The organism is Maribacter sp. (assembly GCF_016744255.1).
In the GTDB taxonomy this organism is placed as follows: Bacteria; Bacteroidota; Bacteroidia; order Flavobacteriales; family Flavobacteriaceae; genus Maribacter_B.
In genome coordinates this window covers 16221-41084 of sequence record NZ_JADGES010000020.1, presented here as the reverse complement: position 1 = coordinate 41084, position 24864 = coordinate 16221, and the positions used below count along the sequence as shown (strand labels likewise).

General features: G+C 33.2%; 21 protein-coding genes and 1 tRNA gene. 12 read left to right on the top strand and 10 right to left on the bottom strand.

Features of this window, described 5'->3' with window-relative positions:
- Positions 1–1161: ComEC/Rec2 family competence protein (locus QZZ51_RS05580; RefSeq protein WP_291867098.1), on the top strand; the 1161-nt coding region annotated here is incomplete at its 5' end.
- Between the two features lie 28 nt (positions 1162–1189).
- Here the strand turns inward: QZZ51_RS05580 and QZZ51_RS05575 are convergent.
- Together QZZ51_RS05575 and QZZ51_RS05570 are read right to left on the bottom strand one after the other, a co-directional pair.
- Positions 1190–2722, bottom strand: a complete 1533-nt coding sequence (locus QZZ51_RS05575; RefSeq protein ID WP_291867095.1) for a peptide MFS transporter — start codon at positions 2720–2722, stop codon at positions 1190–1192.
- A gap of 55 nt (positions 2723–2777) precedes the next feature.
- Positions 2778–5006 (bottom strand): S9 family peptidase, encoded by a 2229-nt coding sequence (locus tag QZZ51_RS05570; protein WP_291867093.1) that lies wholly within the window; start codon positions 5004–5006, stop codon positions 2778–2780.
- A gap of 231 nt (positions 5007–5237) precedes the next feature.
- On the opposite strand from QZZ51_RS05570, the gene QZZ51_RS05565 reads away from it, so the two are divergent.
- Both QZZ51_RS05565 and QZZ51_RS05560 read left to right on the top strand, forming a co-directional pair.
- Positions 5238–6554, top strand: a complete 1317-nt coding sequence (locus tag QZZ51_RS05565; RefSeq protein WP_291867090.1) for a hydroxymethylglutaryl-CoA reductase, degradative — start codon at positions 5238–5240, stop codon at positions 6552–6554.
- A gap of 3 nt (positions 6555–6557) precedes the next feature.
- Positions 6558–7499, top strand: a complete 942-nt coding sequence (locus QZZ51_RS05560; RefSeq protein WP_291867089.1) for a GYDIA family GHMP kinase — start codon at positions 6558–6560, stop codon at positions 7497–7499.
- A 55-nt stretch (positions 7500–7554) separates the two neighbouring features.
- Here the strand turns inward: QZZ51_RS05560 and QZZ51_RS05555 are convergent, their stop codons facing one another.
- The 7 genes from QZZ51_RS05555 to QZZ51_RS05525 form a co-directional block, all read right to left on the bottom strand.
- Positions 7555–9690, bottom strand: a complete 2136-nt coding sequence (locus QZZ51_RS05555; RefSeq protein ID WP_291867087.1) for a peptidylprolyl isomerase — start codon at positions 9688–9690, stop codon at positions 7555–7557.
- Positions 9691–9781: 91 nt separating this feature from the next.
- On the bottom strand, positions 9782–11071 hold the full coding sequence (locus QZZ51_RS05550) for a hemolysin family protein (protein ID WP_291867084.1): 1290 nt from the start codon (positions 11069–11071) through the stop codon (positions 9782–9784).
- Positions 11072–11076: 5 nt separating this feature from the next.
- On the bottom strand, positions 11077–11277 hold the full coding sequence (locus QZZ51_RS05545) for a hypothetical protein (protein WP_291867082.1): 201 nt from the start codon (positions 11275–11277) through the stop codon (positions 11077–11079).
- On the bottom strand, positions 11270–11878 hold the full coding sequence (lptC, locus tag QZZ51_RS05540; protein WP_291867079.1) for an LPS export ABC transporter periplasmic protein LptC: 609 nt from the start codon (positions 11876–11878) through the stop codon (positions 11270–11272). Before lptC ends, QZZ51_RS05545 begins: the two co-directional genes overlap by 8 nt.
- Before the next feature lies 1 nt (position 11879).
- Entirely contained in the window at positions 11880–13250 is a 1371-nt protein-coding gene (locus QZZ51_RS05535) for a hypothetical protein (RefSeq protein WP_291867077.1), read from the bottom strand.
- Between the two features lie 38 nt (positions 13251–13288).
- Positions 13289–14578, bottom strand: coding sequence for a hypothetical protein (locus tag QZZ51_RS05530; RefSeq protein WP_291867075.1), 1290 nt, complete (start codon positions 14576–14578; stop codon positions 13289–13291).
- Positions 14579–15307 (bottom strand): type III pantothenate kinase, encoded by a 729-nt coding sequence (locus tag QZZ51_RS05525; RefSeq protein ID WP_291867072.1) that lies wholly within the window; start codon positions 15305–15307, stop codon positions 14579–14581. It lies immediately after the preceding gene.
- A 100-nt stretch (positions 15308–15407) separates the two neighbouring features.
- On the opposite strand from QZZ51_RS05525, the gene QZZ51_RS05520 reads away from it, so the two are divergent.
- From QZZ51_RS05520 to QZZ51_RS05485, 8 genes are all read left to right on the top strand, one after another.
- A tRNA-Phe gene (locus QZZ51_RS05520) sits at positions 15408–15483 on the top strand.
- A gap of 197 nt (positions 15484–15680) precedes the next feature.
- On the top strand, positions 15681–16175 hold the full coding sequence (locus tag QZZ51_RS05515) for a rhodanese-like domain-containing protein (protein WP_291867069.1): 495 nt from the start codon (positions 15681–15683) through the stop codon (positions 16173–16175).
- A 21-nt stretch (positions 16176–16196) separates the two neighbouring features.
- Positions 16197–16868, top strand: a complete 672-nt coding sequence (locus QZZ51_RS05510) for a TIGR04282 family arsenosugar biosynthesis glycosyltransferase (protein ID WP_291867067.1) — start codon at positions 16197–16199, stop codon at positions 16866–16868.
- Positions 16865–17686, top strand: a complete 822-nt coding sequence (locus tag QZZ51_RS05505; RefSeq protein ID WP_291867065.1) for a purine-nucleoside phosphorylase — start codon at positions 16865–16867, stop codon at positions 17684–17686. Before QZZ51_RS05510 ends, QZZ51_RS05505 begins: the two co-directional genes overlap by 4 nt.
- Before the next feature lie 270 nt (positions 17687–17956).
- Positions 17957–18676, top strand: coding sequence for a DUF547 domain-containing protein (locus QZZ51_RS05500; RefSeq protein ID WP_291867063.1), 720 nt, complete (start codon positions 17957–17959; stop codon positions 18674–18676).
- Positions 18666–19376, top strand: a complete 711-nt coding sequence (locus QZZ51_RS05495) for a TIGR04283 family arsenosugar biosynthesis glycosyltransferase (RefSeq protein WP_291867061.1) — start codon at positions 18666–18668, stop codon at positions 19374–19376. Before QZZ51_RS05500 ends, QZZ51_RS05495 begins: the two co-directional genes overlap by 11 nt.
- Before the next feature lie 321 nt (positions 19377–19697).
- Positions 19698–20366, top strand: coding sequence for an RluA family pseudouridine synthase (locus QZZ51_RS05490; RefSeq protein ID WP_291867059.1), 669 nt, complete (start codon positions 19698–19700; stop codon positions 20364–20366).
- A gap of 255 nt (positions 20367–20621) precedes the next feature.
- A complete protein-coding gene (locus QZZ51_RS05485; RefSeq protein ID WP_291867056.1) occupies positions 20622–21206 on the top strand; it encodes a helix-turn-helix domain-containing protein in 585 nt (194 codons plus the stop codon).
- A 74-nt stretch (positions 21207–21280) separates the two neighbouring features.
- On the opposite strand, the gene QZZ51_RS05480 is transcribed toward QZZ51_RS05485, so the two are convergent.
- Positions 21281–22435, bottom strand: a complete 1155-nt coding sequence (locus tag QZZ51_RS05480; RefSeq protein WP_291867054.1) for a N(5)-(carboxyethyl)ornithine synthase — start codon at positions 22433–22435, stop codon at positions 21281–21283.
- A gap of 643 nt (positions 22436–23078) precedes the next feature.
- Here QZZ51_RS05480 and QZZ51_RS05475 point away from each other — a divergent pair.
- Positions 23079–24725, top strand: a complete 1647-nt coding sequence (locus tag QZZ51_RS05475) for a sulfatase (protein WP_291867051.1) — start codon at positions 23079–23081, stop codon at positions 24723–24725.
- The last annotated feature ends 139 nt before the right edge of the window (positions 24726–24864 follow it).

Here is a 24864-nt window from a genome sequence, read left to right as displayed (position 1 = left end):
CTATTAGTTATTCTCCTATGGGGTTTTGCTTTACTAGCTGGGTTCTCTGCCTCTATTATTAGGGCTACAACTATGTTTTCTTTTGTTGCCTATGCACTATACTTAAATAGACCTAGCAATACTTTTAATATTCTTGCTTTGTCTATGGGCTTTATCTTACTAGTAATTAATCCTAACCTAATTTTCCAAGTAGGTTTTCAAATGAGTTATGCTGCAGTTTTTGCTATTGCATGGATTTATCCAATGTTACAACGTTTTTGGTTTCCAAAAAACAAAATTCTAAATAAAATTTGGCAGCTACTATCTGTTAGTGTGGCTGCTCAATTAGGTGTACTCCCTATTTCTCTTTTTTATTTTCATCAATTCCCTAGTTTATTCTTTATATCGAACCTTATAATAATTCCTTTTTTAGGTATCCTTTTAGGTTTTGGAATACTCATTATTCTATTAGCTGCCCTTAATTACTTGCCTAATGTTTTAGTCCATATATACAATTTTGTAATCCACACTATGAACACCATAATTGCATGGGTAGCAGAGCAAGAAGCTTTCTTATTTACAGCTATATCTTTTAACCGATTACAGCTTTTCTTAAGTTATGGTATACTAATTTTATTGGTTAATGCTCTAAGCAAAACTACCTTTAGGAAAATCGGCTTCTTTATAGCGAGTATTCTACTTTGGCAAATAATATACTTCTACCAAAACTATAATTTACAAAAAGAAGAACATGTATGGGTTTTGCATCAAAGCAGAAACTCGGTTCTTTTACATCAAAACGGAACTAACTTAAATGTTATCTCTACAGGCAAAAAAATAGCACCCTCCAATATAAATAACTATCAAATAGAAAAAAACATAGATTCTACAACATATAAAACTCTATTAAATTCTTATAATTACGGGTCTAAGCTATTCCGAGTCATAGATTCTAACGGTATTTACATATCGACTAAGAAACCCTCTATTTACCTATTATCTAATTCTCCTAAAATAAACTTAAGTCGCTTTATAGACTCCGTTAAGCCTTTAAAAATAATAGCAGATGGTAGCAACTATAAAAGTTATATTACCCGATGGAAAGAAACTTGCCAAAAAAGAAAGCTCCCTTTTCACTATACGGGTGAAAAGGGAGCTTTTAATTTTAAAGAAAGTGATTAATGATTAAGAAAGTTCAACACTATCTGTTTTATTCCTGAATTGCTATTTCTTTATCTTCTGCACCATGTGTAAGCCTTCTTAATGGTTTAATTAGTAATAATACTAAAACTCCAAAAAGCACTGCAAAAATAGTTAGTCCTCCAAACACATTTAATTCTCCTGCTTTGGAAGCACTTTCACCTATAACACCTGCTACTTTGTTTCCAAGACCTGTAGCCGCCCAATAAACGCCCATCATTAAAGCCATATAACGAGCAGGGGCTAGTTTGGTAAAAAAGGATAAGGATACTGGAGACAAACACAACTCCCCAATAGTATGAAATAAATATGCTAAAATTAACCAAAACATTGCAGAGCTACCGTTACTCTCAAACTCCATAGATGCAAAGACCATATATACAAAACCTACACCCATAATAATGACTCCGACTGCCATTTTGAATAGGGAATCTGCATTTTTACCTTTTAATTTTCTTTTTGCCCATATATTGGCAATAAGAACAGAAAATAAAATTATAAAAGCAGAATTAGCTCCCTGAAACCAAGCCGTAGGAACTTCCCATCCAAATAACATTCTATCTGTTTTAGATTCGGTGTAAAGGTTCATTAAACCTCCTGTTTGTTCAAAACATCCCCAAAAAACAATTACCATTAACAGGGACAATAGTAAAACTACAAACCTATCTTTTTCTATCTGATTATTTAAATTTTTATAAATCATCATCAACATTCCTGCTATAAAAGCAAGAAAAATGTATAAAGCAGTATACCCCCAACTATCAGCACCTTCATACGTTAGACCAGAGTAAATAGCATACGCTACAATTAAAGCAACGATACCTAATTGCAATGGCGATTTAAATAATTGTCCTATCAGTGTACCTATACTAATATCATCAGCCTTTTCCTCAACAGTAGGTTCGTTTCCTACATGCACTAAATATTGCTGACCATATAAATAAACGAATAAACCAAATAACATTCCTATACCTGCTAATCCAAACCCATAATGCCAACCATAGGATTTAACTACTAACCCTACTAAGATTGTTGCTAAAACAGAGCCTAAATTAATACCTACATAAAAAATACTAAAACCTTTATCTCTTCTAATATCATTTTGCTTGTAAAGCCCTCCTACCATTGTAGAAATATTAGGCTTAAGCATGCCAACTCCTAAAATAACTAAACCTAAACCACTATAATATGCCCATATCGCATCTATCGCTAAAACGCCATGACCAGCTGTAAGTAACAAAGCTCCTATGGTAACGGCCTTTTTTTGGCCAATAAACCTATCTGCAATAAAACCTCCAGGTATACTCATTAAATATACTAACATGGTATACCAACCATATAATGCAATAGCTTCCCCATCGGTCCAACCAAAGCCACTTTGAGGGTCATTTTCTATAGACTTTGCAGTCATGTAAAGCACCAATAATGCTCTCATTCCGTAATAGGAAAAACGTTCCCACATTTCTGTAAAAAAGAGAACATAAAGCCCTACGGGATGTCCAAAAAGTTCTTTTTGATGAGCTGGTTTAATTGTATCTGACATATATTTAAATTGGTTAACTAAATATTACTACTTGTTTCTGAATTACTTTTTAAGGCTATCCTTTAATTTTTTTGCTAGTTTCTATTGTCTTGTCTTCTTTACTCTTTCTTGGCTTATCTCTTAAATTCTTATGCCAGAAATCTGTCATTTTATTGTACAAATGCACTCTAGTATTACCTCCGTATATACCATGATTTTTATCTGGGTATACAGACCACTCGAACTGCTTATTTGCTTGTATTAAAGCTTCGGCCATGCGCATTGTATTCTGTAAATGTACATTATCATCTCCGGAACCATGTACTAAAAGGTAATCCCCTTTTAAACGTTCAGGGTAATTTAAAGGAGAGTTTTCATCGTATCCGCTAGGATTTTCCTGCGGTGTTTGCATATAGCGTTCCGTGTATATAGTATCGTAAAAACGCCATGATGTTACTGGAGCAACTGCAATGGCAGTTTCAAAAACATCGTTCCCTTTTAAAATACAATTGGTAGACATAAATCCGCCATAACTCCATCCCCAAATCCCTGTTCTATTAGCATCTATATAAGGTAGTTCGCTTAGTTTTTCTGCTGCAGCGATTTGGTCTTGCACCTCAAACTTCCCTAATTCTTTTTGAGTTACTTTTTTAAAATCTCTTCCTTTAAAACCTGTTCCTCTTCCATCTACACAAACAACTACATAGCCTTCTGAAACTAATTTTTGATGCCAGTAATCATTAGCTGCCATCCATTCGTTCGATACGTTTTGAGAACCTGGTCCGCTATATTGATACATTATCATTGGATATTCCTTAGATGCATCAAAATCTAAGGGCTTCATCATGTACATATTTAAATCGTTTCCATTTACCGCAATAGTGCTAAATTCTTTAGGGCTTACTTTATACTCCTTTAGCTTGTTTAGTAATTCGGTATTATCTTTTATCTTCTTTACTTCTTTACCAGTTGCGGCTTCATTTAAGGTATAACGATACGGTGTAGTGGCACTAGAATAGGTATTGATAAAATAGGTGAAGTTTGTACTAAAAGAAGCTGAATTGGTGCCTTCTGATGCCGCTAACTTCTTTTTCTTCTTTCCGTTACTTTCTATACTATAAACGCCACGATTTATAGATCCGTTTTCTGTAGATTGATAGTGTACTCTATTCTCCTCTTGGTCATAACCATAATATTTGGTAACCTCCCATTCTCCTTTAGTAATCTGATGCTTTAATTTGCCATTTTGGTCATATAGGTAAATATGATTCCAGCCATCTTTTTCGCTTGTCCAAATAAAACTATCATCCGCTAAAAAAGTTAGATTATTTGTAATATCAATATATGCAGCATCTGTCTCTTCTAATAAAACGGTGGACGAATTGTCTTTAGCATTTACCGACATTAATTGCAAATAATTCTGATGGCGATTTAGGGTTTGTACGCTTAAGTAATTAGCGTTATTCATCCACTTTATTCTTGGAATATAATACGGGTTGCTTAAATTAACTTTAGTGATTCCTCCTGTCTTTACATCGAGCATATGTAAGGAAACCTTTGCGTTCTTTTCCCCTGCTTTTGGGTATTTAAATACTTCTTGTGTCTGGTATAACTCTGCTCCATACACATCCATAGAAAACTCCGGAACATTACTTTCATCAAAACGCAAAAAAGCGATTTTAGTACCATTGGCATTCCACTCAAAAGCTCTTACAAAAGCAAATTCTTCTTCGTAAACCCAGTCCGTAATACCATTAATGATTTTATTCTTTTCGCCGTCTGTAGTAATTTGTTCTGTTTTGTTTGATGCTATATCAAACAAGAAAATATTATTATCCTTTACATAAGCCACTTGCTTTCCATTTGGAGATAAAGATGGTTCTTGTATTTTACTATCTGCTATTTTCACCAAACTCTTACTAGCAACATCATATACATAATAAACCCCTAAAGTAGAATGTCTGTATATAGATTCTAAATCTGTAGCTAAGATTATCTTAGATTCATCGGCATTAAACTCATAAGATGTAAAATATGCTATATCTGCTAAATCCGCAGAAGAAAGAATAGTTTCTACCTTCTCCAAGGTTTTATAATCATATTTATCGATGGTCGTTACCTTTGAATTTCGGTCAAAATTAAGCACTGTGTACTGTTTTCCATTTTTTAAGGAACGTAGTACATCCATGCCTTCCGTCCTAAAAGTACCTCCGTAAATTTCTTCTACAGTTATTGATTTATCCTGCGCCAAGCTTATCTGAAATAAACCAAGAACAAACAGCATCAAAAAATAAGAATTCTTCATAAATAGTTGAATTTTTTTAAATCCATCAAGTTTACTAATAATTTCACTAAAAATAGCATTTTAATGCAAAAAAAAACGTCCAAAAAAAGCTTATTTATCGCTATTACGACTTATTCCCATAATCCTTATATTTACCCTCTTATTTAACCTAAATACCTTATCTACGCTAAAAAGCTTTTGCCATTTTACAAATAACAAGTTCTTTTAGCTAGAAATGAAACAATTATACGTATGACCAAGCCTATTACAGGTTTTTCTAAACTTACCAAAAAAGAAAAAATAGAATGGATTGCTACACATTACACGCAACATCCAGAATCTACCAAAGAAATCTTATTTAAATATTGGAATACAGATGTGCAATTACAGCAATTGCACGATGAATTTATTGAAAATACTATTTCTAATTTTTACCTGCCATTAGGTGTAGCACCAAATTTTTTAATAAATGAAAAATTATTAGCCATACCCATGGTTATAGAGGAGAGCTCTGTTGTTGCTGCCGCTAGTAAAGCTGCTAAATTTTGGCTAGATCGCGGTGGATTTAAAACTACTATTCTTGGGACTGAGAAAATAGGACAGGTGCATTTTATGTATACCGGAGATTTTTCTATACTTCGTGATTTTTTTACCGATGTATATCCTAAAATAATTACAGATTCTGCCTCCTTAACCAAAAATATGGAAAAGAGGGGTGGCGGCATAACCAATATAGAACTTAGAGACCAAACTGATAAATTAGATCATTACTACCAACTACACTGCACCTTTGAAACCATAGATGCTATGGGTGCTAATTTTATTAATAGCTGTTTAGAGCAATTTGCAAGTACTTTTAAAAGAGAAGCGCAAAATTTTGAACCATTCTCTAAGGAAGAAAAAAATATAGAAGTAGTAATGAGTATCCTCTCTAACTACACTCCTAATTGTTTAGTTAAAGCAGAAGTTAGTTGCCCAGTAGAAGAGCTCACTTTAAGTAATGAAATAAGCCCAAAAGAATTCGCTGAAAAAATGGTTCGAGCCATTGCCATTGCAAAAGCGGAACCACACAGAGCTGTTACCCACAACAAAGGTATTATGAACGGCATAGATGCTGTTGTATTAGCTACTGGAAACGATTTTAGGGCCATTGAAGCTGGTGTTCATGCCTATGCCTCGAAAGACGGAAGGTACACTAGCTTGACACATGCCAAGATAGAAAATGATGTGTTTACATTTTGGATAGAGATTCCACTTGCTTTAGGAACCATAGGAGGATTAACCAACTTACATCCTCTAGTTAAATTAGCTTTTGAAATTTTACAAAAACCCACCGCCAAAGAGCTTATGCAAATAGTAGCAGTTGCTGGTTTAGCTCAGAATTTTGGTGCCGTAAGCTCCTTAGTAACTACAGGTATACAAGAAGGACACATGAAAATGCACCTGCTCAATATTCTTAATCAATTAGGGGCTACGGAAGCTGAGAAAAAAGAAATTATTAGGTATTTTAAGACAAACACTGTTACCCATAGTTCTGTTTTAGAAGTCTACAATAGGATTAAAAATTAAGATATGAATACTACTTTCTATAGTAATGGCAAATTACTCTTATCTGGGGAATATGCAGTTCTAGATGGCGCTTTAAGTTTAGCTATTCCGACCAAATACGGCCAGTTATTATCTGTTAAAAAAAATACCGAACCCAAAATAATTTGGTCTAGTTTAGATGAGAAAGGAAACGTTTGGTTTCAGAACGAATTTCGTATAAATATTAATACCTCTTCAGAGATAAGTTTAAGTATAGAAAAGAAAGACTCCTTACATAAAGATACTCTTTCTACCGCCGAAACTTTAGTCCGCATTTTATCTGAAGCTCACAAGCTCCATCCATTTTTATCTGAAAAATTTGGTTATATCGTAGAAACCAAACTAACATTTCCTCGAAATTGGGGACTAGGGTCTTCTTCTACCTTAATAAATAATATTGCCAATTGGGCACAAGTAGATGCATATACTTTATTGTGGAACTCTTTTTCTGGAAGTGCATACGATATTGCATGCGCAAAACACAACCACCCCATAACTTATAAATTGAACGCAGGTAAACCAGAAGTTAACAGAGTAACCTTCGACCCTCCTTTTAAAGAACAACTTTACTTTATTTATTTAAATCAGAAACAAAATAGTCGGGATGGTATTTCCAGGTACAAATCGATAGCTCTGGATAAAACAGATTTAATAGCGGCTCTATCGCAAATAACAAACAAAATAATTTACTCTACTACCATAGAAGAGTTCAACACCTTAATTACAGATCACGAAAATTTACTTTCTGATTATTTACAAATACCAACACAAAAAGAAAACTTATTTCCTGATTTTACAGGATGCATTAAAAGCCTAGGGGCTTGGGGAGGAGATTTTATTCTTGCTACTGGTACACCCAGAGAAATGCGCTATTTTAAAAGAAAAGGATACCCCATAATGATACCATACAAAGACATGGTATTATAAAAAAAGCCTCCATAAATGGAAGCTTTTTTTATATGATGATTTAAAACACAATTTTTTAGTAAAAAGTTGCTCTATTATCTATAATTTCTGAGCCTTCTTTTAACGCATTATATACTGCTGTATTCACTTTAGCACTATTCGCATTTTTTAAAGAATTCGCGTAAGTACTATAGTTATCTAATTTAACTGCATCTGTCTTTTTAGTTACAGCTACCATAAACACACCTGTATTACCTTCTATTAAACCAGAAGTTTCATTTTCTCCTAAAGAAAAAGCTGTACCAACAACTATTGGTTCGCTACCTGCTCCAGGAATCGTTGGAGATTTTACAGTTAAAGCCGATGCTGTAGTCGCCGACACATTATTGTCCGTTGCATAAGCCTCCATTGCTTTATTTTGGTTTGCACTAATTATCTGAGCAGCCTTCTTTTGCTTACGTATAATTGGAAGAACTGAAGCAGAAGCATCTGCAACATCCATTAAACCTTCTGCATAGGCGGCCGTTAATTGAACTACAGCGTAACCATTATTGATATTGAAACGTTTTATATCTCCAATTTTTGAATCTTTATTAAAAGCCCATTGTACAATATTACGTTGAGAAGCTAATCCTGGAAGATTTTCATCCATCGCTTTGATTTTATTTACAGGACGAACTAAATACTTGCTTTCTTTAGCTAAATCTAAAAAGGATTTAGACCCTTCGATAGACTCCATTTCAAATTTAGTAGCATCTGTAAATAAGGTATTTATTGTCTCTTCTGATGGTACAATTTCTCTAGACACAGTAGCTATTTGGTAAACATCTTGCTTATCATCAATCTTAATTACATGAAAACCAAAATCTGTTTCTACTAAACCAATAGTTCCAGTACTATTTCCAAAAGCAAAATCATTAAATTTTGGAACCATCGTCCCTCTTTGAAAATATCCTAAATCTCCACCGTTAGCAGCTGAAGGTCCATCCGAATTATCTCTTGCTAATTCTACGAAAACTGTACCCGTTTTTTTTGCATCTTTTAAAAGCTCATTTGCTTTTTCCTCTGCTTCTTCTTTAGTTCTTTTAACCGATGGATTAGCACGAGTTGCTCCTTCATAAGCTATTAAGATATGACTAGCTTTTACAGAACCATTTCCTTTTCTAGCAACCATCTTAGATAATTTATAGAAATTTCCATCTCTATAAGGCCCATAAACATCGCCTATACCTAAAGTCATTAAAGTATCTGCAAACAAAGCCGGCAAATCCTTTTTAGCTTTAAAAATAGTATCAAATTTTGTGTCTGAGTTTCTATCCAAAAATGCCGCAACATCTTTAGTGTCTTTAAAACCTACAATAGTATCATTAATTGCCGACCCTGTAACAGCAGGCTTATTTTTATTAAATATATATTGGTCATCTAACAATGTTGCTATTTTATTTTTCACAGCTGTTTCATCTGCAGATGAAGCTTTTTCTTCAAAATACACAAACTGTATATCTCTTGCATCTTCTTGTTTGTAGTCTTCTTTATGAGCACTAATGTAGGATGAAATTTCACTTTTAGTTACCGCAACTGTACTATCTGCAATAGAAGAGTAAGGTACACGAACATATTTAATATCTACCTTTTCATTAGCTAACTTATAATCTAACTCTCCTTCTTTAAGAGTTGCTCCTACACCAGCTTTTATTAAATTATAATAGGCTTGTTCTTTCGCTAATTGGATAATTGTTTTTTCCGTTTCTAACCAAGCTCCATATTGCCCATCGTTAGCATTTTTCCACTCAGCAATAGTATTCTTAAAGATGTTTGCATCGAAAACTCCATTTTCATTTTGAAACTGAGGATTCTGAGCATAACCCGTTGTTCTTAGGAAGTCTATTATTTGATCTTGTTCTATACCTATTCCAAGATTATCGAACTGTTCTTCTAAAATTGTATTCTTAACTTCTTGATCCCAAACTTGGTTTACAAGTTGCATGGAAGATGTTGTAGGTCCGTATCTTCTAGATGCGGCTTCTATTTTTGACCTAAAAGCATCAATAGAAACTTCGTTCCCATTAATTTCTGCTACAGCAGAACCTACTTTAGCCCCACCAAAATTACTACTGGTAAAAACACCAGAAATAACAAATGCGAACAACGCTAAACCAATAATCAGTATTAAAATTGTTGTTCTCTTTCTTATATTTTCTAAAATTGCCATTGTTTGGAATAATTAAAATCAGGTGGCGAAAATACCATTTTAAATTGAAATAATAAAACCTAAAAACGCCTATCGATAGGAAAATAAGCTTCTAATCCTCTTCTAAAACCTGAAGAGCCACTAAATCTATTTTCGTATTAGAAACTTCCAGGATTGTAAAACGAAAATTATTTATGCTAATTTCTGAATCTTGCTCTGGTATTTCTCCTGTTTCACTTACTATTAACCCTCCTAAAGTTTCATACTCATCATTCTCTGGAAGTTCTATTTTATAGTTCTCATTAATGTAGTCCACATCTAAACGTGCGGAAAACAAGAAGTTATGCCCATCTACTTGTTCTTCTATTAAATCCGTAGAATCGTGCTCATCCTCAATTTCTCCAAAAAGTTCTTCTACAATATCTTCCACTGTCATTATTCCTGAGGTTCCTCCATACTCATCTAAAACAACTGCTATACTCTTTCTTTTCTTTGTTAACACTTTAAGGATATCATGAATTAACATCGTTTCTGGAACCAGTTCTACAGGAAGTAAGATACTTTTTAGTGTTTTGGGCCTTTTAAATAATTCGTAAGAATGTACATAACCAATAATATTATCAATGGTATCCTTATAAATTAATATTTTAGAATACCCTGTTTCTGTAAAAAGTTTCGCTAAGGCATTAGGAGACTCATGCAATTCTACTGCCGTAATTTCTATTCTTGGCACCATAACCTCCCGAGCCTTAACCGCTGTAAACTCCAAGGCATTCTGAAACATCTGTATTTCGGAATCTATATTATCTTCTGCCTCCACAGTTTCCATCTGCTCGTTTATATAATCTCCTAGCTCCATTTTACTAAAGGCCAATTGCACTTGATCACCATTGGTTTTAAAAATTGTTTTTAGTATGAAGTCGGATACTTTAAGCACAAAATCAGAAATAAAAGAAAACAACACATAAAAAACGTATGCAGGTACTGCTAAAACTTTAAGAAGTGTATTGGAATATATTTGAAATAAAACTTTAGGTAAAAATTCTGCGGTTATTAAAATTACAAAGGTAGAAATTAGTGTTTGTGTTAACAGACTAAAATCGGTTCGTAACATATTAACAAAACTATTGGAAGAAGACGGCATACCTATAATCCAAGCCATTAAAAGATCTCCCATAAACAAACCATAAATAACCAATGCTATATTGTTACCAATTAACATTGTAGCAATAAACTTCGAGGGTTTTTTGGTAAGGAGAGTTAAAACTTTAGACAAAAGTCCTTCCTGTTTTTTTTCAATTTCTATATGAATCTTATTCGCAGAAATGAAAGCTATTTCCATACCTGAAAAAAAGGCTGAAAATAAAAGAGATAGCACTATAATGACAATGGAAGTATCCACACTAGTTACTGATTATCCTGTTTTCTTTTTTCAAATTTTTGGCGATAGTTTCTTCTAAAGAAGAACATTCCTATAGAAACAATAGCAAAAAAAATAAATAAATACGCTCCGTTTCTATCTACATTCCAATCTGTAAATATTCTATACACCGAAAATATGCAAACTAATAAATATAAGTACTCTGTATAACGTAATATCTTAATCATCTTTCTCCTCTTTTATTAACATTAGACCGTACGTCTTATGGGCATTTAAGAAACTTAAATCTTTATTAAAATCCATTCCTTCTCCATCCATTACGGTTCCATCATCTGGATTTGTAAATTTAAACTTTTCTTGGGTAAAAATCCATTCGTTGCCTTGATCCCAATACAACTGTGTTGTCTCTAACTTTTTACCATCGTGACTAGCAATAACAACATTACCCTGCAAATCTATAACATTTGTAGCACTATAAATTATTCCATAATCGGCAGTTATAGTACTTCTTTCATTATTCTCATCAAAAAAATCCACATGCACTCCTTCTGGAAATGTCCTATACGGAAATTTTAAATTATCAAAATCATTACTAACCTTACTAGTCATTACAGCCATGACCCTAGAAGTCTTATGATCATCCGGATCTAGCCTGTCTCTAGTCTCTGTATATGTAAGCACAAAATCTTTAGCTTCGCCTTGCGGAAATATATTAGCCTTTGCTTCTTCCCCTACACGTTTATAATTGTCTTTACACGAAAAAAAAAGCATTGTCATGGAAAATACCACAACAATGCTTCTTATATTATCTGTAAAAAAATATTTCATATTATAAGGCAGGCACTTTTACACTTCCGCCAACCCAACACTTAAAACTAACTGTCTTACCAGCCATACCAGAGCTAAAAATCATCTCTTTTGTTGGCGCCTTGGCTGCGTAACTCGCCGCAGACCTATTTGCTCTACTACTAATAGAAGGATCTACTCTACCTGCTTTTCTTGCCATTTCTGCAGCTTTCCAATAGATAGCCCTCTTCTCGAAAGGAGTTGTTCCACATGCATTTGCACTACCTGCATACAAGCTTGCAATTAACAAATATGCTTTACCATTAGAACCATCTGCATTAATTGCTTTCTGTGCGTAACTTCTTGCTGTAGATTTACTTCCTCTTCTATATATAGTAGCAACTTTATATGCAATTTTAGATTTTTTTCTAGCTTCTGTTTCTAACTCTAAAGCTTTATTAAAATCTGCCAATGCACCTTTACCATCCTTAGCCTTTTGCTTTAATATACCTAAGTAAAAATACGCATCTGCTGAAGGATCTAAGTTGTTTTGCGCTTCTACCAATTTAACAAACAATGGGTCTTCTGTACATTCTTTACTAAACATTCTTCCTACGGCACGTTTTACCCAAACAACATCATTTTTCTTAGATTCAAAATTTTTGTTATATAAAGGTATTAAGTTGGTACAATCTGCAAGCGCTCCTAATTTAGAATCTATACTTCCTGCAATTTTACCGTATGATTTAGAATTTGTCGTTGAAGAGCTTAACTGCTTTTTCTCTTTGTTAGTTAAAGTGCCAGCTTCTTCTTTAGGCAAAAGTTTTGTAATAACATTTGTAGCCTTAAGATTTTCTTCTTCTATTTTTTCTTGCACATTATCATAAACATCAAAAACCTCCTGAAGATCCTTAGCCCCTCCTTTATGCAAATCTACCAAACTAGAGAAGTATAGGTATAATGCCTTTGCATTCTTAAAGTTTTTGCGGTCTTCGATAAAAGCAGTAGTAAGCATAGAATAAATTTCTGCATTATCTATTGACTTTTCATTATATCTCAAAATCACTTTATCTATAATAACGTCTGCAGGTTTTGCCTTTTTGGGAAAAAACTTAAGACTATTATCATAAAGAGCTATTAAATCTGTTATAAACCCATCTTTATCTGCTCCTGAAGATTTTTTTACTTTGTCTTTCAGAATTCTTTCTCCATAAGCAAAAGTCGCCCAATTTAATTCTGGACAAGTCTCATATACCATTTTCCATGGCGTATATGCTGCTTCGTAATTTTTAACTTTAGCATGCTCAACAAATATAGATAAGTTGGTCATACATTCCTGATTCTGCGCCTGTGCATTGCTTACTCCTAGGGTCCCTAAGAACAATATAGCTGCGAAGTAAAGTTTCGTTTTCATATTAAGTTATTTAAAAGTGGTTAATGTACTAATTATTTTTAATTTATCTTTCTTTTCTGGAACCACATATCATTTAAGGAAAGTCCTATATTTATTTTAAAATATTTCTCCTCAATAAGGTTTGCGGAAGTTGTTCCTTTTTTACCAAGTTCAAAACCAAGGCTAATATTAGATAAACTTCTTCCCATTGGTAGACCTAATCCAAAAGTTATGCCAAAATCATTAATCTCCTTATTATTAACCATCATCCCAGTTTTATCCATACGCAAACCCGCTCTATAGGTAACTCTTTTTAAATAACTTGTAAAAGAAGAATAGTCGGGAACATAAAAAGCTCCTACCGCAAAAGTGCTTGCGTCTTTATACACCACATTAGTCGCTCCAAGAAATTCATTAGAAAAAGAACCCAAAGACTGAAAGCTATATTCAGCACCGACAAACCATTTTTTATTTTCACCATACCCTACACCTAGAGTTGTAGTTGCTGGAATTTTTAATTCTGTATTACTTAACCTATTCCCCTCTAAATCGACACTTTGCGACTCAATATCACCTCCAGTAGATAAAGAATAAGACCCTATATTCTGAGTGTTTATAGACTTCAGGTTTCCTTGCGTATTAACCCGTAGAGAAGTATGCAATGTATGCGTATCTGAAATTGCAGGCGTATAATTTACCGCAAAATTAAAATCGACCCCGTCTATTTTAGAGGTTCTACGATCAAATGTTCCAAACAAAACATTCTCAACTGCTTGTGCGCGATTATTATTTATCGTTCCAAAATTATAACTAGCAGTCATCCCCACAGTAAGGTCTTCTCGTAGTTCATAGCCTGCAGAAAAATATACTTTATTTAACCCACCATCACCTGAATATGTATTTGTAACTAGTGCTTGGTTGGCATTAGTAGTTTCACCCACTAAATTATATCCTACAGAAGAATAAGGCATAAGGCCAAAACCAACACCAATACCCTTGCCTAAACTAAAACCAAGAGCTAAATAATCTAAAGAAGTAATAGACGTTTTTTCTTGAGTCGTAAAACTATTTAAAGTAATTTCTTTACGGGAAATTCCAGCTGTATAGGTTGTTAACCCCACTTTATCGTTTCCTTTTAAACCAAGCTTACCATAAGCTGCTGGGTTTTTTAGATTAATATGAATGCTATCTGCATACATACCAATACCACCCATCATCTGATTTTCTACGGTGCTTTTTGTTCTTAAATCTCCTATACCAAAGTAAGAATATGGAGAAACTGACCCTTCTTGTGCGTACATATTAAAAGAAGCTATGCACACGATTGCAATTACAATTTTCTTAATCATCTAGTGTTTGTTGTGTTCCAACAAATAGTTTAGTCCCTTTAACAGGAATTTGGAATCCGCAAATATGGTATTTTTTAATCGTTTTGACAAAAAATGAGTGTCCCCTCCTGTTAAAATAACTGTTAAATCTTTAAATCTACTTTGATATTGATCAATTACTCCATCAATTTCTAAAGAAATACCATTTACAACCCCACTATGAATGCTTGTTTCTGTTGTGTCTCCGATAAAATCGGGAGCACTATCCTTTTTTAATAATGGTAATTTTGATGTTAAATTATGTAATGCCTTATACCTCATTTCTATTCCCGGAGATATTGCCCCTCCCAAATAGACACCATCAGAATCTATAAAATCATACGTTACACAAGAGCCAGCATCTATTACCAAAGTATTCTTCCTAGGAAACATTTTAACTGCCGCCATAGCCAAAGCAATACGATCCACCCCTAGTGTCTTTGGCGTGGCATACTTACTTGTAAAAGCAATTTTAGAATTAGCACTTAGCAAGTGCACTTTAGTCTGTTTCTTTAAAAAATTTAGGTCATTATCTCTTAAATTACCTACCGAAGAAACAATAGAATCCTCAATTTTTGGAAATTCCTTGAAAATATTTTTTATTTTTTCATCTAAACCTCCCCCTTCAATTACAGCCAAAGACAACAAGCTATCTTCTTTAAAGACAGCTAGTTTAACGTTAGTATTACCTACATCTACTATTAAATTCATGATACAAAGATTAAGAAATGTAAAAAAACTATCACCTTTTTTATCATTTTTGTTTGTAAATATTAAATTTGAATATATATTTGCACCCGCTTAACGGCATGGTGCCTTAGCTCAGTTGGTAGAGCAATGGACTGAAAATCCATGTGTCCCTGGTTCGATTCCTGGAGGCACCACCACTAAATCCTTACTCCTAGAGTAAGGATTTTTTTTATTTACACTTTTTTATAAAAAACACCCCTTTAAATCGTAAGATTTAAAAAACAATAGCGACGTATCGTAATGTGTGATTAAAAAAATGCTTTTTCATCCATAATTTGCAATAACTAAAGGTTCCTAAAAGAGTATCTTTGTTATAATTTCTTATTTAAAAAATATGCGCTTTTTAGGTATTATATTTTTAGTGTTATTTGTTTCTTGTAATTCTCAAGGCCAATCTAAATTAGAAAAAACCTTAAAACTTTATAACAGTGAATCTATTCCCTATATACATGTGAAAGAATTAGCTATTTTGGATAATGTTTTACTTTTAGATACTAGAGAAAAAGATGAGTTCGCTGTTAGCCATTTAAAAAACGCCATTTGGGTAGGCTACGACACTTTTAACAAAAAAACAGTTTCATCTAAAGCAATAAACAAAAATACTCCAATTGTAGTTTATTGCTCCATTGGTGTTCGGTCCGAAAACATTGGAGAAGTACTTGTAGAAATGGGCTATACCAATGTAAAAAATTTGTATGGAGGTATTTTTGATTGGAAAAACAAAGACCAACCTGTCTTTGATATGCAAGACCTCGAAACAGAAAAAGTACATGCCTATGATAAACAATGGGGAAAGCTTTTAAAAAAAGGTGAAAAAATATTCAAATAACTTCTTAGGCCTACGTAAATTATGGGTGTAATAACTCCGAACGAAAATAAATCTGACGAAAAAGCAATCCGATTTGAGCTTGTAAATTCTAAAAACCTACTTCTTATTTTTACGCGAAATCCAGAATTAGGAAAATGCAAAACACGCTTAGCTACTACCGTTGGAAAAAATGCAGCTTTAGAAATATATAAGTTTCTATTAAAACATACCGCAAGTCTTACTAAAAATTTATATGCTACTAAACAGGTTTTTTATTCCGAGGAAATCTGGAAAAAAGACACATGGGACAACGCCATCTACAATAAAAAATTACAAGAAGGTTCCGACCTAGGAGAACGTATGTATAATGCTTTTCTGGAAGGTTTTAATAGCAATTTTGAGCGTATAATCGTTATTGGAAGTGATATGTATGATTTATCGCAGGAGGATATTGAAAATGCATTTATCCAATTAAACACCAACGATTATGTTATTGGCCCCGCTACAGATGGTGGATATTACCTCTTAGGCATGAAAACCCTAAACTCTAAGGTTTTTAAAAATAAGGTCTGGGGCACAAATACCGTATTACAAAACACTTTAAACGATTTAAAAAATACTAAAATTCATATCTTAGAGGCGAAAAATGATGTAGATGTTTACGAAGACATCCAAAATATTGAAGTCTTTAAATCTTTTATAAAAAACATATGATATTAACAGAAAAACAATTAAAAGAATCTGTACAATTTCTTAAAAACAAAGGCTTTGTTGCTCCCGAAATTGGAATTGTTTTAGGAACAGGATTAGGTAAACTAGTCGACGAAATTGAAAATCCTATTGTAGCACACTACAACCAAATTCCATTTTTCCCATTAGCAACTGTAGAATTCCATTCTGGAAAATTAATTTACGGAACTATTGAAGGCAAAAAAGTGGTAGTCATGGAAGGTAGATTTCATTTATACGAGGGCTACGACTTAATGGATATTACCTACCCAATTCGGGTTATGCACCTATTAGGAATTAAGAATCTTTTCATCTCTAACGCTGCCGGAGCCATAAATTTAGATTATAAAAAAGGGGATTTAATGCTTCTTGAAGATCATATTAACTTACAAGGCGGGTCGCCTTTAGCATTCAAGAACGTAAGTGAATTTGGGGATAGATTTGTAGATATGATAGAGCCCTACCATCGTAAAATGGGCGAGCAACTGAAGGCAATCGCTAAAAAGGAAAATATAGACTTAAAAACTGGCGTTTACGCCTCTGTCGTTGGGCCACAATTAGAAACTAAAGCAGAATACCGAATGCTTAAAATACTTGGTGCAGATGCTGTTGGCATGAGTACGGTTCCCGAAGTTATTGTAGCCAACCATTTAAGGCTACCAATTGTTGCTGTATCGGTTCTTACAGATGAATGTGACCCAGATAATTTACAACCCGTAAATATTCAAGAAATCATAAATATTGCCGGAAAAGCAGAGCCGAAAATGATAAAATTACTCAAAGAATTAATGAAACAATTATGAGTTATTTAGACGCTACAAATGACCTTTACAAAAATACTGCACTAACTCCTGACGTTCGCCTTTGCTGTACAACCAATCTGGTTTAGCAATTTTATGAACTTTCTATAACCATAGAATTATAGTTGTAAAAACATTGTTTCTGCAGAAAATTTAGTAAAACATCCCCAGAGTTCTTTATGTAAGTGTAGGTAGTAGACGCTGTTAAACGTAAAAGTCTATTATTTTGTAAGGTAACCCTTGACAAACCTACTATTTAATTAAACTTTATATATGCGCTCCTCTATTTTATTAGTTTCTGTAGTAGTTTGGTTCTGGAGCAATTTAATGGCCTCCCAAACCACTACAGAAAATTTACATGCTAATTGGGATTCTTTACTTAAAATCTATGTCGATGACGATGGCAATGTAGATTATAAAAACCTAAAAAGTTGTTCCCCAAAAATAATTTCCTATTTAGAAACATTAGCTAATAACGCCCCTACTTCTGACTGGAGTAAAAATGAAAAATTAGCTTTTTATATCAATCTATATAATGCAGCGACGGTAAAACTAATTCTAGATAACTACCCTTTAAAAAGTATTAAAAATATTTCTAGACCTTGGGATAAAGAATGGATAACCATAGGCAACAAGGTTCTTTCTTTAGGTGATATTGAACATAAAATTCTTAGAAAGATGCAAGAACCAAGAATTCATTTTGCAATTAACTGCGCGTCTTATTCATGTCCACAATTAAAAAATGAAGCCTTTGTTTCTTCTAAAGTAGATAGCCAGTTAGATGAGGCTACCAGAAATTTTATTAACGACCCCAAACGAAATAAAATAACGCCCAAAGAAGTAGAGCTATCCGAAATTTTTAAATGGTTTAAAAAAGATTTCACCAACAAAGGCACCCTTATAGATTTTATAAAACCATACACCCTAATAAAAATTACAAAACAAACACATATTAATTATATAACTTATAACTGGAGCTTAAATGAAAAATAATAAGCTCCAAATATCCATCATTATTCCTGTTATAAACGAAGAGGAAAGCATAGAAAAATTATTGAATGTATTAAAAAATAAGACCTCCAACACCCAATTAATTAAAGAAATAATTGTGGTTGATGGTGGTAGTACAGACCATTCTATTTCCATTGCAAAGAAAAATGGTGCTACCGTAATTACCTCTATAAAAGGTAGAGCTGTGCAAATGAATGCTGGAGCCAAAATAGCCTCTGGTGATATTCTATATTTTTTACATGTAGATACTTTTCCTCCTAAAAATTTTGACTCCCTTATCCTTACAACTGTTACTAAAAATAAAGAATCTGGTTGTTTTAGGATGGCTTTTGATAGTAGTCATCTTTTTTTAAATTTCTTCGCTTGGTTTTCTAAACTCAATTACCAAATTTGTCGAGGAGGAGACCAATCTCTTTTTATTACAAAAATCTTATTTCAAAAAATTCAAGGTTTCAATGAAGACTATATAATCTATGAAGACAATGAAATTATTAGTAGAATTTACAACAATACCAAATTTGTTGTTCTTCCACAAAAAGTAACAACCTCTGCTCGGAGGTACGAGGAAATTGGCGTTTACAGACTACAATTCTATTTTGGCATAATTCACCTTAAAAAACTTTTTGGAGCAAGCCCCGATAAATTACACGAATTTTACCGTAGAAAAATTGCAACAAGTTAAACGCATAATAAAATATATCTTTACCGCATTTTTAATTTGATTAACGCTCCGAACAATCTATAAAGACAATAGTGTCTTGGGTACAAACTTAAATCATTTTTTATATATAATTAAGTATATTGTTATCCTAAAAGACTAGTTTACTTAACCAGCGATTACTCTTATACTAACCATTATAAAAAATGAATACTCACCAAAAAAATAGTTCCACTAACTAAAAATAAGAAGTTAACTATTTATGAATTGTATGAAACATATTATTATTGAATATTTATAAAAACAATAATAACAATTCAATGGACAGGAAAAACAAAACTGCTAATGACAAACCTTGAAATAGTATGTGAAAACAACGATTATATAGTCGTAAACAAAATGGCTGGCCTTATAAGTGAAAAAAGCCCTTACGAGGATCTAACTGTTGAAAATCAAGTTTTTAATCACCTTTTAAAAAATAAACAAAAACCCTACATAGGAGTAATACATAGATTAGATCGCGTAACAAGTGGTGTATTGATTTTTGCTAAGAAAAAAAGTATTCTTGTGGCATTTAACAATTTATTTAGTAGCCGAAAAGTTCAAAAAACGTATTTGGCAATTGTTAAAAACAAGCCACCAAAGAACAAAGGACACTTAATTAATTTTCTCGTAAAAAATAAGCTTGAAAAAAGAGCCGATATAGTCCCTACAAAAACCAAGGACTCTCTAGAATGCACTCTTTCTTATCTAGTTATAGATAAAAACGATTTTGGTTATCTTTTAGAAATAAAACCAAAAACTGGTCGCTTCCACCAAATAAGAGCCCAATTAGCAAATATAGGACTCCCTATTATTGGAGACAAAAAATATGGGTCGGACCAAGAGTACTTGCCGCTATCTATTTGCCTTCATGCACGAAAGTTAACCTATCAAATTTCTGATTCTAAAGAATCTAAAACCTTCGAAGCGCCTTTACCAAAAAATGCTTTTTGGACATTCAAATCTAGCTGAAAACTCACAACTAAAACAGAGGTGATTACATCACTTACACAACATTCTCCCAAGAAGCTAATGCATAGGAAATCAAAAACAACATATTTTCCTATCTGAGTGATAAAAAGTAATCATTCATTTGTTACCGCACACTTCATCGCTACGCCTTTGTTTGTATTACTTTGACGTAATTGACGTAAAAATGACACCTTAAAGACGCAACACAAAGGATAATACCCACCATACTTTTACTCCAAATTAAAATTATATAAAATGAAAGATTCAACTTTGTCGCAAAGAGTGAAAAATTTAAGAAATAAGAAAGGAGTAACTCAAGAATTATTAGCTGAAAATTCTGGATTAAGCTTAAGAACAATACAACGAATCGAAAACAATGAAACTGTTCCTAGAGGAGATTCTCTAAAACGATTAGCCATTGCATTGAATACATCGCCTGATCATATTATTGATTGGAAAATAAAAGAAGATAAAGGCTATCTAACAGTAATGAGTTTGTCTGCGCTAGCCTTTTTATTCTTTCCAATTTTAGGAATTATTATTCCTTTGGTATTTTGGATACTCAAAAAAGACAAACTGAAAAATGTAGATAAAATTGGAAAATCAATTTTAAATTTTGAAATAACTTGGACAATTATATTTTTCTCCTACTTTATATTATTATTTTTAGGAGTATTTAATGGCCTAATGACACATATATCTCCTTCGATTATTACAAAAATTTATATTCCTGTTATCCTATTATATTTCTATAATTTCGTTGTAATAGTCGTTAATACAATTAGAATTTCAAAAAATAAAAAAACCAAATATATTCCAGCTTTTAGAATATTTAAATAAATTAAGTATCCTTACAGGGATACATTTTACTTTACAATACAGAAACAAAACAATAGTTTTGGGCTTATCTACATCTATACCAGAACTGGCTCCATTTTATGTGGATAATCCTTGTTGCGATTCTGAAATCTAAGAATAGTATCTTTTACAATAATACCTTTATCTACATTTATGGCATTTTTAATGGTCATATTTTCATCCCAGCCTTCTCTACCAGAGATTACAGATGGTAGATGCACAAGTAATGCGGCCGAAATGGATCTGGAAGCACTTTCCCAAAAATAACTCGGGGTATGATCTACTGCATAGTAATCAATTTTATCTATTGCTATCATTGGGTTTTTAAAAGTGGTAGGTTTTGCAAAATAAAAACCCATTCCTTCATCACAACTCACATCAATAATAAGTGAGCCAGGTTTAAGTATCGATTTTTCATCCTCTTTTACATAATCTATTGGATTGTCTGTATCCTGATAGGTTCCATTAATTATTATTTCAGATTCATGTATTAAATCTAACAACGATCGTTCTGAACCATCGTGCTCAACAACAATCAAGCGAGGCTCGTTCTCCTTTCCTTTTCGAACTCGGACATAGTGTACATTTAAAACTTCTTCTCTAACCTCATGATCTGGTCTTTGAACACAGATGGTTATATCTCTAAAACCATGCGCTTTTAAAGCGTAAATGGCACCTCTACTTACAGCACCAAAACTAAAAATAATTACCTTCCGTTGGTTTCCATAATGACCATCTATTCCTTTTAACTGGAGCGCATGTATAACGGCACTATACCCTGCCATTTCATTATTTTTATAAAAAGTATGTCTCCCCATTTGTCCGCTAGGATGCCATACATACATATCTTCAAAAGCAATCAAAGTTAGTTTTTTATCTATAGCTGTTTGTGTAATTTGCATTTGTTGGGCACAATGAGGATACCCCCAAATAACACCGCCATCTTTTAGCTCTTCTAAATCAGATAAAATAGGCTTGGCAATAATTACAGAACCAATATCAGATAATATTTCACTTCGCGTAGCTACTCCTCCAGTTAAATCGCTAATTTCTTCATCTTCCATATGGAAAGGCTTCCCGTAACCTTTCTCAAAAATAAGCTGTCTACGAATATTTTCTGGAAGTCTTGTTAAATGCTCTGGATGAATAGGCACACGTCTTTCATCTTCTTTTTTTGAGGTTCCAATAACACCCATTTTTAAAAAAGTCATATTTTTTTGAATTGAAACGAATTGCAGAGTAATGACATTAGCAAGGCGTAAGATTAAAAATCACTATGAAATAGTTACTTACTAACAATCAGGCATTAAGTTGGCCGCTAGCGTTTCATTAATCAAAAAAAGGGCTTAAAAAAGCCTCTGCAATTCGCTAAAGTTGTACGAAGAGCTAATTAATAGAAATATACTACAGTAAATATACCTTATTAAAATCCATTACAGGAATAATACTCAAGTGATATACTATTACTGAAATGTAAGTTCAAGTAATAACTACAACATGCATATTTAAAATACTGCGGGGAAGTATATCGGAGAACATGTCCAACGAAAAACAGATTATCAGCATCATAATAAAGTAAAGTTCGCATTATTGACAGATTAGTTCAATGGAGCGCACGGCTGATTTAATAATAATCAGAAGGTGGAGCCCTTAATTTATTGCAAAGCGTCTTGCCAAAGATGGTAAAATCTGTGTAAGCCATGAGACCATACACCTCTCAGGATAAAGAAACAGTAAAAAATAGGACATCCTTCTCTAAGAGAGAATAATGTAACAAAAAAGAGAATAAAAGAAGTAGAAAGATTACTAAATTACAGACCCATTTAAAATAACCAATTAGTCCTGTTTAAAACAATGACGACATACAATAAAGTAGAGACAGCAAGTGCTAAACCAAAAAAGTCGTGTTTATCTACAAAGACTATTGTTCACAAGATGAAAAAAAATCAAGCAATAATGAAATACAAATTTGGATTAAAAATAGAATTTTCAGTTTTTATACTGCCATTATTGTTTTGTGTAACTGCATGTAATTCCCAAGCAAAGGAAAACACACCTCCAAACATTATTATTTTTCTAGTGGATGATATGGGATTAATGGATACTTCTGTTCCATTTTTGACAGATAAGAATGGTAATTCGGTAAAATACCCGTTGAATGACTATTATATAACACCTAATATAGAAAAGCTTGCTGAGCAAGGTATTCGCTTTACAAATTTTTATGCACACTCGGTTTGTTCCCCTTCGCGAACATCCATTTTAACGGGTCAGAACTCTGCTCGTCATGGGGTGACCAATTGGATTAAACCTGATGAGAATAATCGCTCCGAGTTTGGACCAGCTAATTGGAACTGGAAAGGGCTTACCAAAGAATCGATAACACTCCCGAGAATCTTACAACAAGCAGGCTATAAAACAATTCATGTAGGCAAAGCTCATTTTGGACCATACCAAAGTGAAGGGGAAGACCCACTTAATTTGGGTTTTGATGTTAACATTGCTGGTAGTTCGATTGGGCAACCAGGAAGTTATCTTGGTACGGAGGGTTTTGGGCATACAGGTGGTAATAAAACAAAAGCTGTACCGAGTTTAGATAAATATCATGGCAAAGATATATTTCTGTCAGAAGCTTTAACCTTGGAAGCTAATTTGGCCATAACTAAAGCCAAAGAAGAAGACAAGCCTTTCTTCCTTAACATGTCGCATTATGCAGTACATACTCCTTTTTATTCGGATTCCCGTTTTGCTGAAAATTATAAAAACTCAGATATGTCTGAAAAGGCTCAAGCGTATGCCACACTAATCGAAGGCATTGATAAATCGTTAGGAGATATAGTGCAACATGTTAAAAATTTAGGATTAGGAGAGAATACCCTTATCTTCTTCTTAGGAGACAATGGTTCGGATGCTCCTTTGCCAATTAAAAATAACTACAGTAGCTCATCACCACTAAAAGGGAAAAAAGGCAATCATTGGGAAGGTGGTATGCGCGTACCATTTATTGCATCCTGGGTAATACCCAATGAAAATATATTCTATCAAGAAAAATTACCTATTGCGCATAATACCATTCAGAAACAAATGGGTACTATTTTAGACATTTTTCCTACTCTATGTCAAGTAGCCAATGTACATACACCTGATAATTTTGCTATAGATGGTTTTAATCTTCGAAATCAGCTTATGGGTAAGCAAGACGAAATACGTGATGGGTTATTTCTTAACCATTTTCCCCATGGTAATCATCGTACTAATTACTTTACAAGCCTTGTACAATTAGACTGGAAAATTATCTATCATTATCAGGTAGATAAAGAACCTCGATATGAACTATTCAACCTAAAAAAAGACCCGTTTGAAACCCACAATATGGCAGAAAAAAATCCACAGCAGCTCAAAAGGATGATGCAAACACTCGCCGATGAAATGAAAAATAAAAAAGGAAACTACCCAGAAAAAGATGGGAAGTTTTTGGAACTGATTATGCCAAGTAAATAAACTACCACAAAGCAGAGTGCATAGAGAAAGATTTTTTTCTAATTGATGAAACACCTTAGGTTTTCAAATTTTCCACTTTTACCCCGCAGCAAGCTGCGAGGAATTCTTTAAATCAAATAACAATAACTAAAAAAATCTA

Bases quoted from the DNA above. Each gene is read 5' to 3' on its own strand.
- QZZ51_RS05575 (WP_291867095.1), bottom strand. From the start codon at position 2,722: ATGTCAGATACAATTAAACCAGCTCATCAAAAAGAACTTTTTGGACAT.
- QZZ51_RS05570 (WP_291867093.1), bottom strand. From the start codon at position 5,006: ATGAAGAATTCTTATTTTTTGATGCTGTTTGTTCTTGGTTTATTTCAG.
- QZZ51_RS05565 (WP_291867090.1), top strand. From the start codon at position 5,238: ATGACCAAGCCTATTACAGGTTTTTCTAAACTTACCAAAAAAGAAAAA.
- QZZ51_RS05560 (WP_291867089.1), top strand. From the start codon at position 6,558: ATGAATACTACTTTCTATAGTAATGGCAAATTACTCTTATCTGGGGAA.
- QZZ51_RS05555 (WP_291867087.1), bottom strand. From the start codon at position 9,690: ATGGCAATTTTAGAAAATATAAGAAAGAGAACAACAATTTTAATACTG.
- QZZ51_RS05545 (WP_291867082.1), bottom strand. From the start codon at position 11,277: ATGATTAAGATATTACGTTATACAGAGTACTTATATTTATTAGTTTGC.
- lptC (WP_291867079.1), bottom strand. From the start codon at position 11,878: ATGAAATATTTTTTTACAGATAATATAAGAAGCATTGTTGTGGTATTT.
- QZZ51_RS05535 (WP_291867077.1), bottom strand. From the start codon at position 13,250: ATGAAAACGAAACTTTACTTCGCAGCTATATTGTTCTTAGGGACCCTA.
- QZZ51_RS05530 (WP_291867075.1), bottom strand. From the start codon at position 14,578: ATGATTAAGAAAATTGTAATTGCAATCGTGTGCATAGCTTCTTTTAAT.
- QZZ51_RS05525 (WP_291867072.1), bottom strand. From the start codon at position 15,307: ATGAATTTAATAGTAGATGTAGGTAATACTAACGTTAAACTAGCTGTC.
- QZZ51_RS05515 (WP_291867069.1), top strand. From the start codon at position 15,681: ATGCGCTTTTTAGGTATTATATTTTTAGTGTTATTTGTTTCTTGTAAT.
- QZZ51_RS05510 (WP_291867067.1), top strand. From the start codon at position 16,197: ATGGGTGTAATAACTCCGAACGAAAATAAATCTGACGAAAAAGCAATC.
- QZZ51_RS05505 (WP_291867065.1), top strand. From the start codon at position 16,865: ATGATATTAACAGAAAAACAATTAAAAGAATCTGTACAATTTCTTAAA.
- QZZ51_RS05500 (WP_291867063.1), top strand. From the start codon at position 17,957: ATGCGCTCCTCTATTTTATTAGTTTCTGTAGTAGTTTGGTTCTGGAGC.
- QZZ51_RS05495 (WP_291867061.1), top strand. From the start codon at position 18,666: ATGAAAAATAATAAGCTCCAAATATCCATCATTATTCCTGTTATAAAC.
- QZZ51_RS05490 (WP_291867059.1), top strand. From the start codon at position 19,698: ATGACAAACCTTGAAATAGTATGTGAAAACAACGATTATATAGTCGTA.
- QZZ51_RS05485 (WP_291867056.1), top strand. From the start codon at position 20,622: ATGAAAGATTCAACTTTGTCGCAAAGAGTGAAAAATTTAAGAAATAAG.
- QZZ51_RS05480 (WP_291867054.1), bottom strand. From the start codon at position 22,435: ATGACTTTTTTAAAAATGGGTGTTATTGGAACCTCAAAAAAAGAAGAT.
- QZZ51_RS05475 (WP_291867051.1), top strand. From the start codon at position 23,079: ATGACGACATACAATAAAGTAGAGACAGCAAGTGCTAAACCAAAAAAG.